The sequence below is a fragment of the Agrobacterium sp. 10T429 genome (genome assembly GCF_056393925.1).
This window is the reverse complement of the sequence record NZ_JBFTGV010000002.1, coordinates 659,813-675,132: the sequence shown is the minus strand read 5'-3', so window position 1 is coordinate 675,132 and position 15,320 is coordinate 659,813. Positions and strand designations below refer to the sequence as shown.

The 15,320-nt window shown below is 58.8% G+C and carries 16 protein-coding genes; 6 read left to right on the top strand and 10 right to left on the bottom strand.

Annotated elements, in window-relative coordinates:
- Positions 1-156: 156 nt before the first annotated feature.
- Together uppD and uppC are read right to left on the bottom strand one after the other, a co-directional pair.
- A complete protein-coding gene (gene uppD, locus AC1DCP_RS08285; RefSeq protein WP_065688227.1) occupies positions 157-1,299 on the bottom strand; it encodes a polysaccharide biosynthesis type 4 glycosyltransferase UppD in 1,143 nt (380 codons plus the stop codon).
- A gap of 17 nt (positions 1,300-1,316) precedes the next feature.
- Positions 1,317-1,889, bottom strand: a complete 573-nt coding sequence (uppC, locus tag AC1DCP_RS08280; RefSeq protein WP_003512614.1) for a polysaccharide export protein UppC — start codon at positions 1,887-1,889, stop codon at positions 1,317-1,319.
- A gap of 209 nt (positions 1,890-2,098) precedes the next feature.
- Between uppC and uppB the strand changes: the two genes are divergently transcribed.
- A complete protein-coding gene (uppB, locus tag AC1DCP_RS08275) occupies positions 2,099-4,363 on the top strand; it encodes a polysaccharide biosynthesis protein UppB (RefSeq protein ID WP_038490704.1) in 2,265 nt (754 codons plus the stop codon).
- Between the two features lie 21 nt (positions 4,364-4,384).
- Here uppB and uppA read toward each other — a convergent pair whose 3' ends face one another.
- Positions 4,385-5,617 (bottom strand): polysaccharide biosynthesis GNAT family N-acetyltransferase UppA, encoded by a 1,233-nt coding sequence (gene uppA, locus AC1DCP_RS08270; protein ID WP_003512617.1) that lies wholly within the window; start codon positions 5,615-5,617, stop codon positions 4,385-4,387.
- 98 nt (positions 5,618-5,715) lie between these two features.
- A complete protein-coding gene (locus AC1DCP_RS08265; protein ID WP_003512618.1) occupies positions 5,716-5,928 on the bottom strand; it encodes a DUF2842 domain-containing protein in 213 nt (70 codons plus the stop codon).
- A gap of 227 nt (positions 5,929-6,155) precedes the next feature.
- On the opposite strand from AC1DCP_RS08265, the gene AC1DCP_RS08260 reads away from it, so the two are divergent.
- Complete coding sequence (locus AC1DCP_RS08260) at positions 6,156-7,274, top strand: COX15/CtaA family protein (protein WP_003512619.1); 1,119 nt, start codon at positions 6,156-6,158, stop codon at positions 7,272-7,274.
- 6 nt (positions 7,275-7,280) lie between these two features.
- Here the strand turns inward: AC1DCP_RS08260 and AC1DCP_RS08255 are convergent, their stop codons facing one another.
- The 6 genes from AC1DCP_RS08255 to AC1DCP_RS08230 form a co-directional block, all read right to left on the bottom strand.
- Positions 7,281-8,126, bottom strand: a complete 846-nt coding sequence (locus AC1DCP_RS08255) for an aminoglycoside phosphotransferase family protein (protein WP_003512620.1) — start codon at positions 8,124-8,126, stop codon at positions 7,281-7,283.
- Positions 8,127-8,136: 10 nt separating this feature from the next.
- The gene (gene argC, locus AC1DCP_RS08250; RefSeq protein WP_003512621.1) at positions 8,137-9,069 is read right to left on the bottom strand and encodes an N-acetyl-gamma-glutamyl-phosphate reductase; all 933 of its coding nucleotides are present in this window, start codon (positions 9,067-9,069) and stop codon (positions 8,137-8,139) included.
- 71 nt (positions 9,070-9,140) lie between these two features.
- Entirely contained in the window at positions 9,141-10,094 is a 954-nt protein-coding gene (gene speB / locus AC1DCP_RS08245; protein WP_003512629.1) for an agmatinase, read from the bottom strand.
- 131 nt (positions 10,095-10,225) lie between these two features.
- Positions 10,226-10,693, bottom strand: coding sequence for a 30S ribosomal protein S9 (gene rpsI / locus AC1DCP_RS08240; RefSeq protein WP_003512631.1), 468 nt, complete (start codon positions 10,691-10,693; stop codon positions 10,226-10,228).
- Positions 10,694-10,695: 2 nt separating this feature from the next.
- On the bottom strand, positions 10,696-11,160 hold the full coding sequence (gene rplM, locus AC1DCP_RS08235) for a 50S ribosomal protein L13 (RefSeq protein ID WP_003512633.1): 465 nt from the start codon (positions 11,158-11,160) through the stop codon (positions 10,696-10,698).
- Between the two features lie 251 nt (positions 11,161-11,411).
- On the bottom strand, positions 11,412-12,248 hold the full coding sequence (locus AC1DCP_RS08230) for an EamA family transporter (protein ID WP_065658002.1): 837 nt from the start codon (positions 12,246-12,248) through the stop codon (positions 11,412-11,414).
- 239 nt (positions 12,249-12,487) lie between these two features.
- Here AC1DCP_RS08230 and AC1DCP_RS08225 point away from each other — a divergent pair, with 239 nt between their 5' ends.
- The 4 genes from AC1DCP_RS08225 (at position 12,488) to AC1DCP_RS08210 (ending at position 15,307) form a co-directional block, all read left to right on the top strand.
- Positions 12,488-12,634: a hypothetical protein gene (locus AC1DCP_RS08225; RefSeq protein ID WP_162163069.1), complete on the top strand. Its 147-nt coding sequence runs from the start codon at positions 12,488-12,490 to the stop codon at positions 12,632-12,634.
- 497 nt (positions 12,635-13,131) lie between these two features.
- Entirely contained in the window at positions 13,132-13,566 is a 435-nt protein-coding gene (locus tag AC1DCP_RS08220; RefSeq protein WP_025593243.1) for a CoA-binding protein, read from the top strand.
- 73 nt (positions 13,567-13,639) lie between these two features.
- Entirely contained in the window at positions 13,640-14,923 is a 1,284-nt protein-coding gene (locus AC1DCP_RS08215) for an O-acetylhomoserine aminocarboxypropyltransferase (protein WP_035198148.1), read from the top strand.
- Positions 14,924-14,938: 15 nt separating this feature from the next.
- Positions 14,939-15,307 carry a cupin domain-containing protein gene (locus AC1DCP_RS08210; RefSeq protein WP_025593247.1) on the top strand — a complete coding sequence of 123 codons (369 nt, stop codon included), beginning with the start codon at positions 14,939-14,941 and terminating at the stop codon, positions 15,305-15,307.
- Positions 15,308-15,320: the final 13 nt, after the last annotated feature.

Genomic DNA, 15,320 nt, shown 5'->3' with positions numbered 1-15,320 from the left:
GCGCAACTTCAAAGTGGTAGAGCACAGTTTTCGCATCCGTGCGGATACGTGCGCTCTACGAGCAGGAAACTAGCCGAAACATGCTAAGAAACGTTTATGATGAGTTTCTACAGGACGGCGGAATATACAATTAAAAATCGTGTTTTTGAAATGTTTCTAGAGCGAAAGCAGGTGACGATAGAGCTTCATCATGTCGTCGGCCATGACAGGCGTTGAAAATTTCGCCTTGAAGCTGTCGGGGCGGGGCATCACCCGTTTCCCCCAGTCCGGGCTCTCGGCATCCTTGACCATTATCTTTGCCAGCGCATCGGCGTCTCCAGCCGGAACGAGCGCCTCGCTGTCTTCTCCCAGAACCTCAGCTATGCCTCCAACATGCGAGGCGATGACGGTTTTCCCCGCAGCAAGCGCTTCCAGCACGATGTAAGGCATCGCCTCGGCGCGTGAGGGAACCACCACTGTGGTCGCCAGCGCGAATGCCTGTCTGGCGGGCATGGCGGCATGCATGGATATCCGCTGCGAAAGTCCGGCCTTGGCGATCATATCAGCATATTTGTCCCTGTCCGGCCCATCGCCCACAATGACGCCGGACATGGGCTGGCCGATGCTGCGTTCCATCTTGGCGAATGCCTTGATGAACACGTCGGGGCCCTTCAGGTCACGCAACATGCCGATATAGAGAAAGCGCGCGGCCCCTTCGCGGGTGGGCACGGTTTCAAACTCGCTTTCCTGCACGCCGTTATAGATCATCGCCGTGCGGGTGCGTGGTTTGCCGACCTTGGTTTCGTAGGTTTCCTGTTCGAAATTGCAAACGAAACACAGGGCGTCGGTGAAATGCTCCTGAAACCGCTCGATACGCAGGAATAACTGCCCTTTAAGGCTTTTGCGATCGTAATGCAGGCTGCCGCCGTGCGGCGAATAGAGGCGGGCTACGCGATACTTGTTCACCCGCAACAGTGAGCCGATCAGCCGGGCCAGAGCGCCACCCTTGGCGCTGTGCCCATGCAAAATATCCGGCCGCAAACTTTTGATATGGTTGTAGGACTTAACGAGCGCCCACAGGTCGCCGGGGCTGATCGACCGCTTGATCGGCAGGCGGGTCAACCCTAGCTCCAGCATCGGGGCGATCTGCGCGAAAAGCCGTTCCTCATGCGCGCCGCCGGTCGAACTATCACAGACGATGCCGACCTTGTGGCCCTGCTTGACGTGTTCTTCGATCAGGTCGCGGACATGGCGGAACACGCCACCGACGGGAGAGCGGAAACAGTGAATGATGCGCAGGGGAGGACCGTCATCCGCCATGTCAGCCGCTCCGTTTTTCAGAAGAAGCGTTCACGCACATAGACCGTATCGCCCGCAAGAATTGGTGCGGTGATCCCGATCCGGCCGGTCATCACCTCGGTATTGATCTTGCGGGTGATATCGACATCGGCCTGATTGGCGCGTGGCGTGAAGCCGCCGGCGATGGCGATGGCGTTCTGCGCCGTCATGCCCGGCACGTAGGAATATTGGCCGGGACGGCCGACTTCGCCCATGATGAACACGGGGCGATAACGATCGATCTCGATCGTCACATCGGGATCGCGCAGATAACCCTGACGCAACTTGGCGGCAATGGCGGCTTCGAGCTGCGGCAGCGTCTTGCCTCGGGCGGGAACCTGACCGACGAGCGGGAAGGCGACATAACCAGCCTGATCGACCGTATAGGTATTTGTCAGCCCGGTCTGTTCGAACACGTTGATGCGCAGCCTGTCACCGCTATCTACATGATAGGGCTGCAGGGCGCCCTCGTGAAACGCCTTGGGCGCAGGTTGATATGCCGCGCAACCGGAAAGGGCCGTTAGAACGGCAAGTGTCAGTGCGGTGACATGTCGTGATCCGGCGAGCGGCATCTCATCTGGCTCCGAGTCGAACTATGAGCATTCTTATCGTTCTGTTAGGGTTAATGGGCGGTAAACAGCCAGTCGCAAGGACGGTAATATCGGCTTTATTTCGTGGGTTTCGTCACAATTAACTGTTGTGTTACCGGAAAGACTTAAACTTCGCGAAAATTGGCCTCTATATTTGAGCGCCCGAGGTGTATCTCGGTTACGGAGCCCGTATGAACGGCGATCGCATTGATGACAGGGATGTGGATATCGATCTCGCGCGGCTCGTCGCTGCCATATGGCAGCGCAAGGGCAGGATAGCGGCGATCACGCTGCTTGCCGGGGGCGCCGCCTTCGTTGTCGCAAGCATGATGTCGCCCGCTTACAAGGGCGAGGCGCGCGTCCTCATCGAATCGCGCGCAGCCTCCTTCGGTGCGTCGCAGCAGTCGAATGCGCCCGCCGAACCCGTGCTCGATGAATTGACCATCTCCAGCCAGGTGCAGATCCTGCAATCTGTTGACCTCATCAAGCAGGTCGCGAAAGATATGAAGCTTTATGAGCGGCAGGAGCTTGACCCGGCGGCGCGTCCTTCTCTCGTCTCGAAGCTGCTGGTTGCTGTCGGCGTCAAGAAAGATCCGCAGCAGGTGCCGCCAGAGGAACGGATACTGAAAGCGTTCCAGGAGAGGTTGCAGGTCTACCAGGTCGAAAGCTCGCGCGTCATCACGGTCGAGTTCTCGTCCGAGGACCCCATGCTTGCGGCAGCAGTCCCCAACGCGATGATGAAGGCCTACATCGCGCTGCAGAGCGGCGCGAAACTGGACACAAGCACGGAGGCGGCACGCTGGCTGGAGCCGGAAATCGCCAGTCTGCGTGAGAAGGTTCGCGATGCGGACAGGAAGGTCGCGGATTACCGCGCCTCGTCCGATATTCTGTCGGCAGGGCAGGGCGAAACGCTCGCCACCCGGCAACTCAGCGATATCTCGACCGAACTTGGCCGTATCCGCGGCGAGCGGGCGAATGCGGAGGCGCGGGCAGAAGGCGTGCGCAACGCGCTTTCGAGCGGCCGCCCACTCGATACTTTCCCCGACGTCGTCGCCTCGCCGATGATCCAGAGACTGAAGGAAAGCGAGGCTGCCATGCGCAGCCAGATTTCCGATCTGTCTTCCTCGCTGCTGGAAGGCCATCCGCGTATCAAGGCGCTGCGCAGCCAAATTGACGGCATACAGCGGCAGATTCAGGAAGAGACCCGCAAGGTGCTCGCAAGTCTCGAAAACGAGGCCAATGTGTCCCGCCTGCGGGAGCGGCAACTGGTTCAGCAGTTGAACGTGCTGAAAACGGAAAGTGTACGCGCCGGTGAGCAGCAGGTTGGCCTCAACGACCTGGAGCGCGAGGCCTCGGCCCAGCGCCAGCTTCTTGAAACCTATCTCGCCCGTTATCGCGAGGCGACGTCGCGCGCCGGTTCAGCCGAATCCACGCCCGCCGATGCCCGCGTGATTTCAACGGCAGTGGAGCCGCGCGAACCCTATTTCCCGAAGACCGGCGCCATCACCATTGTCGTCACGCTGGCGGCCTTCCTTCTCTCCTGCATCGTCGTCATGCTCGTGGAACTGTTCACCGGGCGGGCGTTGAAGCCGGTTGGCAAGACCCATGTCCCGCCGCTGTCCGATCCGCCACCACCCGCCAAAGCGCGTGCTGACACGGATGAGACACCGGATACGCCGGAACAACCGCTCCCCGCACGTCAAGAGGATGCGCCGCCTGCGGTTCGTTCCATGCCTGCCGCTGCCCGCCAGTCCATTCTCGAACAGGAAGCGCAGATACCGGTCGCGGCTGTCGCTGCCACATCGGCCTTGCCAGTTGCAGACGCCATGGCTGCGAAAGCGGACGCTGCGGAAGAAGAGATCGACAACGCCGACAATTTCTCGATCGACGCCGTCGCGTCTTTCCTCGCCACCCGTCTTGCCAAATCCGTCGCAGCGGTCGTGTCTCCAGCTGGTGATAGTGGTTCGACCACCACCGTCATGCTGGCGCGCGCCCTGTCCGAAATGGGCCGTTCGGTCGTTCTCGTCGATATGACGGCATCGGCCTGTCCGACGCGCCTGATGGCGCCTGAGACCGGACTGCCGGGCGTCATGGACCTTTTGGCGGGTGCCGCCGCCTTTGGCGAAACCATTCACGGCGACCGGCTTTCCGATGCCCATATCGTGCCGCGCGGCAATGCGCAGCCGCGTGAGGCCATGCGCGCCATCGACCGGCTGACGATGATCCTCAGCGCGCTTTCCGACGCCTATGACACGGTTCTCGTGGAGTGCGGCGCGGTTCAGATATCGAGCCTTGAGAAAATGCTGCGCAATCTGCCGGCGGAAATCGTCGTGTCCGTTCCCGGTAATGATAGCGAATTGCTGGAAAAGACCCTCGGAGAACTGGTTGCCCACGGCTACGAGCAGGCATTGCCGATGACCGGCATGCGCAAACCGGACCGTCTGAGCGCCGCCTGAGATGCTGTGGCCGATAACCGGTCAGTCGGCAGCGGGCGTTGCGTCCATGCTCGGCCGACCGGCGCGGAAACGCTGAATGAACGCATAGAGTGCCGGATTGGATTTGATCAGGCTCTTTGTCCGGGCAATGGCAACATAGGCAGAGGCCGCCGCGCGGCCCTTCAACGTCACCGGCAGGAAAATATCATGCTGCACGGTGAAAAGCGGACACCAGCTGCGTTTGTAGGGCTGGTCACCGACGCCGAAATCGAAGATCGCCGCATTTTCACTGCAAGCCCGTTCGATCATCAGCCAGAACAGCAGCTCACCGGGGCTGATTTCCGCGAAGGTCTCATCGATAGAACCGAACTGGCAGATGATGTGATCCTGCTTGCGCGAAAGGCCGGATATGGCAGCGATGAAACCTTCATTTTGACCATGCAGACGAATGGCGTGGAGTTCCAGAAGACTGTCTGTGCCGATCTCCGGAAAATTTGCGAGGTCATAGAAAAAGTCTTTTACCGATTGATCGCGAAAAACATCCGGAATGCCCTGCGATGCGAACCGGGCTGCCTTCTGTCGGAAAAACGTCTGCAATAATTCGCACTTTTCCCGTGGCGAACGGGCGATCACATGGCTGTAACCACCCATTTCCTCGGCTCTCCGGCTCTGGATGCGGAATTTCTTCCGGCGCCTCTTGGCGTTGATCTGCCGAAGCGTGCTCTCAAAATTTGCCAGTAAGGGAATCTGGAAGGCCGGGTTCTGGTTTTCGACGGATGCCAGATGCGAGAGCGGGTTGGTCCTGCCACGCCAGATCAGCGGTATGTTCTGCAGGGCCAGAATATCCGCCTGGCCACGCAGCAGCTTTCGCGCTTCGCGGGCAATGGCTGCCGCCGTTTTGTGGCTGGCTGCTTCGGCGAAGGACCGGTCGAAAAGCCCGGTATTGATATTGTTGAAACGGCCGCCGGGAAAACGTGCTTTGCGGATGCCGCCTTCCAGAACGATTTCGAGCGGCAGCAGGAACACGGTCTTTCCGCTTTGCCTGCCGCGAATGATGAGGAGGGGTCTGTCCTGCGTTTGCCCCCAGATGGAGCACCAGCCGTAACCCTGATGCAGCGAATTGAGCGGGTCGCTCTCCAGCTGTTCCCAGTCGGCGCGGATAGTGGAGGCATCGTCGACGAGATCGATAGCCAGGCGATCGGCGCCCCGCCGCTCGTTTTGCACGGCGGCTGGTCCTTCACCCTCGCTGACTATGACCGGCGCTTCAGCCGCCATCCACGCTCTCCGGTTGTTTCGGTGAGACTATATCGTTGAGCGGCAAACAAGAGGTTTATAAAATTGCGACCTCTGGATGTCCCGTAGAAGGCAGGTGCCTATTCCTGTTTTTTGGAGCCGGCCATCCATTTGATGACCAGCATGGCGGGCAGTATCCACAAAAGCCCACTCAGCACGAAGTAGGCAAGATGCACCCACCATGGAGATTGCGCCAGCGTCGCCGACGCGATGGCTGTCGCCGCTACGGCGTAGATGACGACGAGGCAGATGATGACGATGGTGCCGATGAGCGATCTGAGGCGAGGGTGCATGAAATCTTCCGTAACCGAGCATGTATCCCAAAAGTGTCATCGGTTTTGGGGAAAAGACATGCGTAAAACAAAAAATCTAGATCGTATTGGTGATTCGAAGCAGAGACAGGACGATCTAGTGTCTGGCGAAACTATACCGCCGCGACCGGATGCCGCAAACCCTGAGGCCTTGTTTTGTTGTGCCGGTTGGGGCTAATCAACATGACTGTATGATGGAGACCTCAAAGATGCATTCGAGCGGCATGACGATGGCAAATGGTTCTGCGGAAATGGTGGTGGAGGCTGCCCTGCAGAAACAGGAGAAGGATCGCCGCCTGCTGCGCATCTGGCTGCGCGTCGTCCTCTTCACTCTGTTCTGTCTCGTGCTTGTCGGCGGCGCCACGCGGCTGACCGAGTCTGGCCTGTCAATTACCGAATGGAAGCCCATCCACGGCGCCATTCCGCCGCTTTCCGTTGCCGAATGGGAAGAGGAATTCCAGCTCTACAAGCGTATTCCCCAATATCAGGAAATCAACCGGGGCATGTCGCTCGATGAGTTCAAGACGATCTTCTGGTGGGAGTGGGCGCATCGACTGCTTGCCCGCGCCATCGGTCTCATCTTCGCCCTGCCGCTCGCCTTCTTCTGGCTGACCGGCCGCATCGAAAGGCGCTTGCGCCTGCCGCTCATCGGCCTTCTGGGGCTTGGCGGCTTTCAGGGCTTCGTCGGCTGGTGGATGGTGTCTTCCGGCCTCGTCAACCGTACAGATGTCTCGCAATATCGCCTGGCAACGCATCTGACGATCGCGTGCCTCATCTTTGCGGGCTGCATGTGGATATTGCGCGGCCTGTCGCACCATTCGCCCGATGCTGCCAATGAAACGACCGGCCGCCGTTTTGCCGCGCTGCTGACCTTCCTCTGTCTGTTCCAGATTTATCTCGGCGCGCTGGTGGCGGGGCTGAATGCCGGCCTGTCCTACAACACGTGGCCGCTGATGGACGGCTCCCTGGTGCCCGGCGATCTTTTCCTGCAACAGCCCTGGTGGATCAACTTGTTCGAAAACCCGAAGACGGTGCAGTTCGTCCACCGCCTCGGCGCCTATACGCTGTTTGCCGCCACGCTGTGGCATATGGTGTCCTTGGCTCGCGCCTTGCCCGGCACGCCGCATGCCCGCCGCGCCGTACTGTTCTTCGTGTTGATCTCCATTCAGGCGGCGCTCGGCATCACCACGCTTCTGATGCATGTGGACATTCATGTGGCGCTCGCCCATCAGGGCATGGCGCTGCTGGTGCTTGGTTTTGCAGTCGCCCATTGGCGAGGCTTCCTCGGCGAATACCCGGCACCTGTCGCGGTTGAGATCAGGGACTGAAAACCATTAAAATTGCTTCAGGACAGACTTGATGGTTGTCGCGACGGCCAGTTCGTCGTCGCGTTCGCGCGTGTTGCCATCTTCCTCGTGCCATGCCGCCGAAAGGCAGCCGTAGGCGAACGCATATTGCAGAAGCACCCGTTCGTTCCGTTTGAGCGCTTTCGCAAAAGTCGACGCCATGGAGGCGATGCGTGCCTCGCTGCGTGTCAGATCGAAGCGGTCGAGCGGATTGGAGAACATGTTGGCGACGTCGAGTGCTGCATCGCCGATCAGGCCTGCCGGGTCGATGATGATCCAGCCACGCGCACTGCGCATGATGTTTTCGTGATGCAGATCGCCGTGCAGCGGTCGAATATTGCTTTGGTGCCCGATAAGCTCCTCGGCAAGCGAAGCGGCTTCGATGTAGGGGCTGTCGGTGCCTTCGCTGCGATCGTGCTCGGCTTTACGGAACAGACTTTCGAAATATTGCGGCAGCGTCAGCAGGCTTGCTGGTGGCGTCTGCGTTGAAGGCTGGTGATAGTGAAGGAGAACATCGGCGGCGATTGCGGTCGTGGCATCATCGTCGCCGTCGCGAAAAAGCACGTCGCGCAATGTCTCATTGCCGGCATGTTCCATGAGCAATATGTCGTCGGAGCGATCGAGCAGCTTCACGCAGCCGACACCTGCCCGCCATTCGATGAAATCCGCCCCGCGAAGGCTGTCTTTCAGAACCTTGTGTTTAAGTACCTTGGCGATGGCAAGGGAACCATTGCCAAGTCTGACTTCGTAAACCACCCCGGCCGGCGTATCGGCAATCTGTTTTGCGGCCTCGATATTCCACGAGGCCGGAAAAAAGGGGATAGCTCGGTTCACGCAGAAAGCCTCATGCCGAGAGCATCAGCTCCATGTTCTGGACAGCCGCACCCGATGCGCCCTTGCCGAGATTGTCGAGCAGCGCGACGAGATTAATGTGTTCGCCGCCCGGCGTGCCGAAGACGAACAGCTTCATCGTGTCCTTGCCCGCCAATTCCTCGGCATCGATGCGGGACAGCCCCTTGCTTTCGGCAAGCGGAACGACGCTGACGATGTCCTGTCCGGCATAATGGGCGGTGAGCGCGGCATGCACGGTCTCGATGGTCGTGCCTTCCTTGAGGTCGGCGGCAAACAGCGGAACCTGCACGATCATGCCCTGCGGGAAGCGCCCGACGGAGGGTGCAAACAGCGGCGCGCGGTCCAGCTGGCCGTGAATGGTCATTTCCGGCACGTGCTTGTGTGCAAGCGTCAGGCCATAGAGGAAGTTGTTGGCACTGATCGCATCGTCCCTGCTCTGATCTTCCATCTGCGCGATCATCTGCTTGCCGCCGCCGGTATATCCGGACACGGCGTTGACGCTGACGGGATAACCATCGGGCAGAATGCCGGCGGCGCGCAACGGACGCAGAAGGCCGATCGCGCCGGTCGGGTAGCAGCCCGGATTGGCGACGAAGCGGGCGGAACGAACCTTTTCGCCCTGTTCCTTGTCCATTTCGGCAAAACCGTAAGCCCAGTCCTTGTGAATACGATAGGCGGTCGAGGTGTCGATGATGCGGACATTGTTGTTGCCTGCCACCATGGTGACAGCTTCTCTGGAAGCATCATCCGGCAGGCAGAGAATCGAAATGTCGGCGTTGTTGAGCATGTCCTCGCGGATAGCGGCGTTGCGGCGCTCGGCTTCGGGAATGGACAGCAACTCGATATCGCGGCGACCAGCAAGGCGCGTGCGGATCTGCAGACCCGTTGTGCCGTGTTCGCCATCGATGAAGATCTTCGCTGTCATGTCCTTGTCCTGACTTTTCAGAGGGTTGCGAGGGTAATCGGATTCAGTTTGCTAAGCGCCCGGGCGTCGGTTCAGCCGGCCTTCGCCAGCCGTTCGGCGCGCAGGCCAAGCATATACATTGCAACGGTCGCTCCGGCAATGGCAGTGATATCAGCATGGTCGTAAGCGGGCGCGACCTCCACCACGTCGGAGCCGCGAATATCGAGCTGGCCGAGTCCGCGAAGGACGGACAATATCTTGGCGCTTGTCGGCCCACCGGCCACGGGCGTACCGGTTCCGGGAGCGAAGGCTGGATCGAGGCAATCGATATCGAAGGTCAGATAAGTGGGCATCCCTGCCGTGTGCTTGATGATCAGCGAGGCGATGTCGCTCGCCCGCATCTCCTCCACCTCGTAACCGTGGAGAATGCGGATGCCGAAATCCTCAGGCGCATGGGTGCGAATGCCGATCTGGATGGAACGATCGGCATCGATCAGACCATCGCGCACGGCGCGTGCCACGAAGGAACCATGGTCAATGCGTTTGCCGTCGTCGAACCAGGTATCCTGATGCGCATCGAAATGCACCAGCGCCAGCGGGCCGTGCTTTGCCACATGCGCCTTCAGCAGCGGCCAGGTGATGAAATGGTCGCCGCCAAGCGTCAGCAGATAATCCGTCTTGGAGATGATCTTACGCGCTTCCTTTTCGATTGTATCAGGCGTTTTCCAGTGATTGCCGTAGTCGAGCAGGCAGTCGCCATAATCGATGGTCGGCATATGGGCGAAAAGATCGCGGGCGAAGGGATATTGCGGGTCGTTGTCGAAAATCGCGGAGGCGCGGCGGATCGCCTGCGGCCCGAAGCGTGCACCCGGCCTGTTGGATGTCGCTGCATCGAAGGGGACACCCCAGACGGCCGTCGATACGCCCTTGAGGATCTTGGTATATTTGCGCCGCATGAAGGAGAGGACGCCCGCATGGGTCGGGTCGGTCGCAGCCGATGTCAGCGTTGCTGCGGTGAAGGCATGGTCGATGGTTTTTGATGGCATTGATCACCCCATTGCGGTTTACGCTGAGGGTGCTGTCTTCTCGCCGAAAAAACAAGGAGGATGGCAATGAAAAAAGGCGGAGCCGAAGCCCCGCCTTTTCGAAGTTTTGAACGAACGGTTCCGAGAAGCGATTAGCGCTTGGAGAACTGGAACGAACGGCGGGCCTTGGCCTTACCGTACTTCTTACGTTCGACAACGCGGCTGTCGCGGGTCAGGAAGCCACCCTTCTTCAGAACGGCGCGCAGGCCCGGTTCGAAGTAGGTGAGGGCCTTGGACAGACCGTGGCGAACGGCACCGGCCTGACCGGACAGACCACCACCGGCAACGGTAGCGATGATGTCGAACTGGCCCGTGCGTGCAACGGCAACGATCGGCTGCTGAAGGATCATCTGCAGAACCGGACGTGCGAAATACGTGGTGAAATCGCGGCCGTTGATGATGATCTTGCCAGAACCCGGCTTTACCCATACGCGGGCAACGGCGTTCTTGCGCTTGCCGGTCGCGTAGGAGCGGCCGAGAGTGTCAACCTTGCGGACGTGCACGGGAGCAGAAGCTTCCGATGCAGGGGCGAGGTCTTTCAGAGAGGAAAGATCGGCCATTATCAGGCGCTCCTTACGTTCTTCTTGTTGAGCACGGCTACGTCGAGAACGACGGGCTGCTGTGCTTCGTGCGGGTGGTTCGAGCCGGCGTAAACGCGCAGGTTCTTCATCTGACGACGGCCGAGCGGGCCGCGCGGGATCATGCGCTCGACGGCCTTTTCAACGACGCGCTCCGGGAAGCGACCTTCGATGATCTGGCGAGCCGTACGCTCCTTGATGCCACCCGGGTGACCGGTGTGCCAGTAGTACTTCTTGTCGGCGTACTTGTTGCCGGTGAAGGCAATCTTTTCCGCGTTGATGACGATGACGTTGTCGCCATCATCGACGTGGGGGGTGTAGGTGGCCTTGTGCTTGCCGCGCAGGCGGGTTGCAATGATGGTGGCGAGGCGACCAACAACGAGGCCTTCGGCGTCGATGATGACCCACTTCTTCTCCACCTCAGCAGGCTTCTGAACGAAAGTAGACATGGATTTCACTTTCTAACGTGGACCCGTCATCCTCTTTTAAAGTAAGAGCATACGGGCGTTTCTTGTTGCTTGGTTTGGTCACCCGAAGGCGACCGCAAATGACCATATTCCCTTTAGAATCCGATCTGGCGCGCTTATACGGTGTGCTGGATGAAGCGTCAATATGACGGATTTTGCTGACTGTAAAAATAAATCAATAAAAACAATGTTTTATTTATGTGGTATTATTTTACCCCATAGATCTACCTGTTTCATCCCAGCCGCATGACCAGAACACCCGCTGCGATGATGCCGCCAGCGAGATAACGCCAGACGCTGGCGCGTTCTTTGAGGATGACGACGGAGATCACCAGCGCAAACAGAATTGAGGTTTCGCGCAGCGCCGCGACAACGGCGACGGGGGCCTTGGTCATGGCGTAGAGCGCCAGCCCGTAGGAGAGGATGGAGCCGCCGCCGCCGATCAGGCCGCGCCACCAGTTTCGCCGCACATGGTGCGTAACGGCGCTTACGCCGCGCTGGTAAAAGGCAAAACCGAAAAGCAGCACAGGCGGCAGAAGCGACATCCACAGCGTATAGGAAATCGCGTTGCCGGAAAGCCTTGCGCCGACACCATCAACGAAGGTGTAGGAGGCAATCACGAAGGCGTTGATGAGCGCGACAATGATCGCCTTTCCGCCGCCGCGCCGCGCCTCGAAGGCAAGCGTCAGGATGCCGCCGGAAATGATGGCAATCCCGGCAAGCGCAAGCGGGCTTAAAATCTCGCCGAGGAAAAGGCTGCTCGTCGCTGCGACGATCAGCGGCGCCACGCCACGCATGACGGGATAGACGAGGCCGATATCGCCGATCGTATAGGCGGCGGCGACTAGGCGGAAATAGGCAAATTGCAGAACGGCCGAGGCGATGAGAAAGGGAATGGCCACCGGCGCGGGAAACGGCAGGAAGGGCAGGAAGGGTAAAGAACAAGCTGCGGCGCCCGCCGCGATCAGCGAGGCGTCCAGCGACTTGTCGGATCCGGATTTTACCAGCGCATTCCATCCGGCATGCAATATCGCGCCCAGAAGCACCAGAATTAGAATGTCAAATGTCACGATAAAGACTCGCTCATGGGCTATTCTAGGCAACCTACAGCATCGGCTTGAAAACCGGAATCCATTTTCCGTGGTGGCTGTGGGAGACGCAAATCCTCCTGTCGTAAGCGGTTGCTTCTTTGCGGATTATGACGCGTGTCAAGTTTCGGGTTTGTGCGTGTTGCGGGATGGAGTGGGTAACTGTGCGAGAGGCGATATGCGGCCGTGCTCACGATTTCATCAGCAGGACATACGCGCCGATGCCGGATGCACAGCTTATGGTTTTGCTGTGGAACGTGTTTTTCGCAAAAATGCGACCGATTGCGGCGATTATTCCTGCTCAAAATTGCCCATATCCAGAAGATAAAACTGTATCAATCAAGCGAGCACATGCAGGCTCAAAATGAAAAGAAGTTTCAATTCATTACTGAATGGCTCGCTACAACGTTACAGTTTTACCTATAACTTGATTTACAGAATAACTTTCTGAAAATTAGATACGCCTAATGCATCGGTGAACGGAATGAAAACAAACAGGAGACGAAGGGCGCATAAGATGCACGCAAATGTTGTTTCAGCAAATATTCATCGAAATGTATGCTTTTGAAAAACTGGATAAAAATACTCAGCACAACGCCGCTTAAGGTGTTTTTGTGAAATCATTTTGCGCAAACTAGGTGTACTTTCGTGACACCACGAGTCCGGCTTGTTCAATATTTTCATTCGGGCGGGGGTTCAAGAGAAGGATGAGGGTTCCTAGATTTAGGAAAGCGGCCGCAAAAAAGCGGTGCGAAAAGCTCGTCCGCGGATTTATGCGGGAGAGGCAATTCTCGCTGGGCCGCTGAGCGTCGAGCCAGCGCATGAGGTCCTTGAACCGCGCGATATGGCAGAGGGAAAAGTTGACATGCAGCATGATACCTATGAACCGGATTACCTCAGAAAAATTCTGACGGATGTCAGGACCATCGCCCTGCTTGGCGCCTCTCCCAATCCGGATCGGCCGAGCCACGGCGTCATGCGCTTTCTGCTGTCCAAGGGTTACCGCGTGTTTCCGGTCAATCCTGGTCAGGCGGGCAAGGAGATATTGGGGCAGAAGGTGTATGCGCGGCTTGCCGACATTCCCGAACCCGTTGATATGGTCGATGTGTTCCGGGCGCCGGAATATTTGTCGGCAATTGTCGAAGAGGCGATATTGCTGCCGCAGCGGCCATCGGTGATCTGGGGCCAGCTGTCGGTCAGAGACGACAATGCGGCGGCCAAGGCCGAGGCCTACGGCATGAACGTGGTGATGGACCGTTGCCCCGCAATTGAATATCCGCGTCTCAATATTGTGCGATAGTTGGTACGGATTGGACTTATCATTTGGCGGCAAGGCATTATGATCCCTCCAAAATATCATTGGAGGAAACATCATGCCGAGCAGCAATCCCGGGTTCTCAACGTTGGCCGTGCACGCGGGCGCACAGCCCGATCCGACCACCGGTGCGCGCGCGACGCCGATCTACCAGACAACGGCCTATGCCTTCCGTGACGCCGATCACGCAGCCGCGCTGTTCGGATTAAAAGAGTTCGGCAATATTTACACGCGCATCATGAACCCAACCCAGGCGGTTCTGGAGGAGCGTGTCGCAGCGCTTGAAGGCGGCACGGCGGCACTTGCCGTTGCATCCGGTCACGCCGCTCAATTGCTGGTCTTCCACACATTGCTGCAACACGGCGACAATTTCGTCGCGGCACGCCAGCTTTATGGCGGCTCCATCAATCAGTTCGGCCACGCCTTCAAGGGTTTCGACTGGCAGGTGCGCTGGGCCGATGCGGCTGATCCGGCCAGTTTCGAACGGCAGATCGACGACCGCACACGCGCCATCTTCATCGAAAGCCTCGCCAACCCGGGCGGCACATTCGTGGATATCGCCGCGATTGCCGATGTCGCTCATCGTCACGGCCTGCCGCTCATCGTCGATAACACCATGGCAAGCCCCTATCTGTTGCGGCCGCTGGAACATGGCGCGGATATCGTATTGCATTCGTTGACGAAATTCCTCGGCGGCCATGGCAATTCCATGGGTGGCATCATCGTCGATGGCGGCACTTTCGACTGGTCGGCCACGGATAAATATCCGTCGCTGTCGCAGCCCCGGCCAGAATATTCCGGCGTCGTGCTGCACCAGACCTTCGGCAATTTCGCCTTCGCGATTGCCTGCCGCGTTCTTGGCTTACGCGATCTCGGCCCTGCGATCTCGCCCTTCAACGCCTTCCTCATCCTCACAGGCATAGAGACCCTGCCGCTGCGCGTTCAGCGCCACTCCGACAATGCCCTGGCCGTCGCCAAATGGCTGAAGGCGCACCCGAAGGTCGGCTGGGTGCATTATGCCGGGCTGGAGGACAGCGACAACTACGCAATCCAGCAGCATTATTCGCCAAAGGGCGCTGGTTCCGTCTTCACCTTCGGCATCAAGGGCGGTTATGCCGCCGGCAAGGCGCTGGTGGAAGGTCTGCAACTCTTCTCCCATCTCGCCAATATCGGCGATACACGCTCTCTCGTCATCCACCCGGCTTCCACGACACATGCGCAGCTGACACCGGAACAGCAGACGGCGGCGGGTGCCGGACCGGATGTGGTGCGCCTCTCGATCGGCATCGAGGATGTCAAGGACATCATCGCCGATCTCGAACAATCGCTTGCGAAGCTCTGAGAGACCGGGGTCGTCATGACGAATTTTCTCGCATTCGAAGATACACGAACCGCTACGGCCGGTGATGTCGAGGCGGACGTGGAGCACAGTGCACCCGCACCGGAAAGGCTGATTTCCGGCGACCCCAAATTCACCACGTGGAATCTGGAGGAAGCGCCCGGTGGCATCTATGCCGGCATCTGGCAGTCGACACCCGGCAAATGGCGGGTGGTCTATGACGAATGGGAATATTTCAACATCCTCGAGGGTCACTCGATCCTGACGGAGGATGGCGGATCCCCGCGCGATCTGAAACCGGGCGACAGGCTGGTCCTGCGGCCGGGCTTCAAGGGAACCTGGGAGGTCATCGAAACGACCCGCAAGGATTATGTCATCCGGTTGTAGGGGCCGGATGATT

Bases quoted from the DNA above. Each gene is read 5' to 3' on its own strand.
- uppD (WP_065688227.1), bottom strand. From the start codon at position 1,299: ATGGCGGATGACGGTCCTCCCCTGCGCATCATTCACTGTTTCCGCTCT.
- uppC (WP_003512614.1), bottom strand. From the start codon at position 1,889: ATGCCGCTCGCCGGATCACGACATGTCACCGCACTGACACTTGCCGTT.
- uppB (WP_038490704.1), top strand. From the start codon at position 2,099: ATGAACGGCGATCGCATTGATGACAGGGATGTGGATATCGATCTCGCG.
- uppA (WP_003512617.1), bottom strand. From the start codon at position 5,617: ATGGCGGCTGAAGCGCCGGTCATAGTCAGCGAGGGTGAAGGACCAGCC.
- AC1DCP_RS08265 (WP_003512618.1), bottom strand. From the start codon at position 5,928: ATGCACCCTCGCCTCAGATCGCTCATCGGCACCATCGTCATCATCTGC.
- AC1DCP_RS08260 (WP_003512619.1), top strand. From the start codon at position 6,156: ATGCATTCGAGCGGCATGACGATGGCAAATGGTTCTGCGGAAATGGTG.
- argC (WP_003512621.1), bottom strand. From the start codon at position 9,069: ATGACAGCGAAGATCTTCATCGATGGCGAACACGGCACAACGGGTCTG.
- speB (WP_003512629.1), bottom strand. From the start codon at position 10,094: ATGCCATCAAAAACCATCGACCATGCCTTCACCGCAGCAACGCTGACA.
- rpsI (WP_003512631.1), bottom strand. From the start codon at position 10,693: ATGGCCGATCTTTCCTCTCTGAAAGACCTCGCCCCTGCATCGGAAGCT.
- rplM (WP_003512633.1), bottom strand. From the start codon at position 11,160: ATGTCTACTTTCGTTCAGAAGCCTGCTGAGGTGGAGAAGAAGTGGGTC.
- AC1DCP_RS08225 (WP_162163069.1), top strand. From the start codon at position 12,488: ATGCCGGATGCACAGCTTATGGTTTTGCTGTGGAACGTGTTTTTCGCA.
- AC1DCP_RS08220 (WP_025593243.1), top strand. From the start codon at position 13,132: ATGCAGCATGATACCTATGAACCGGATTACCTCAGAAAAATTCTGACG.
- AC1DCP_RS08215 (WP_035198148.1), top strand. From the start codon at position 13,640: ATGCCGAGCAGCAATCCCGGGTTCTCAACGTTGGCCGTGCACGCGGGC.
- AC1DCP_RS08210 (WP_025593247.1), top strand. From the start codon at position 14,939: ATGACGAATTTTCTCGCATTCGAAGATACACGAACCGCTACGGCCGGT.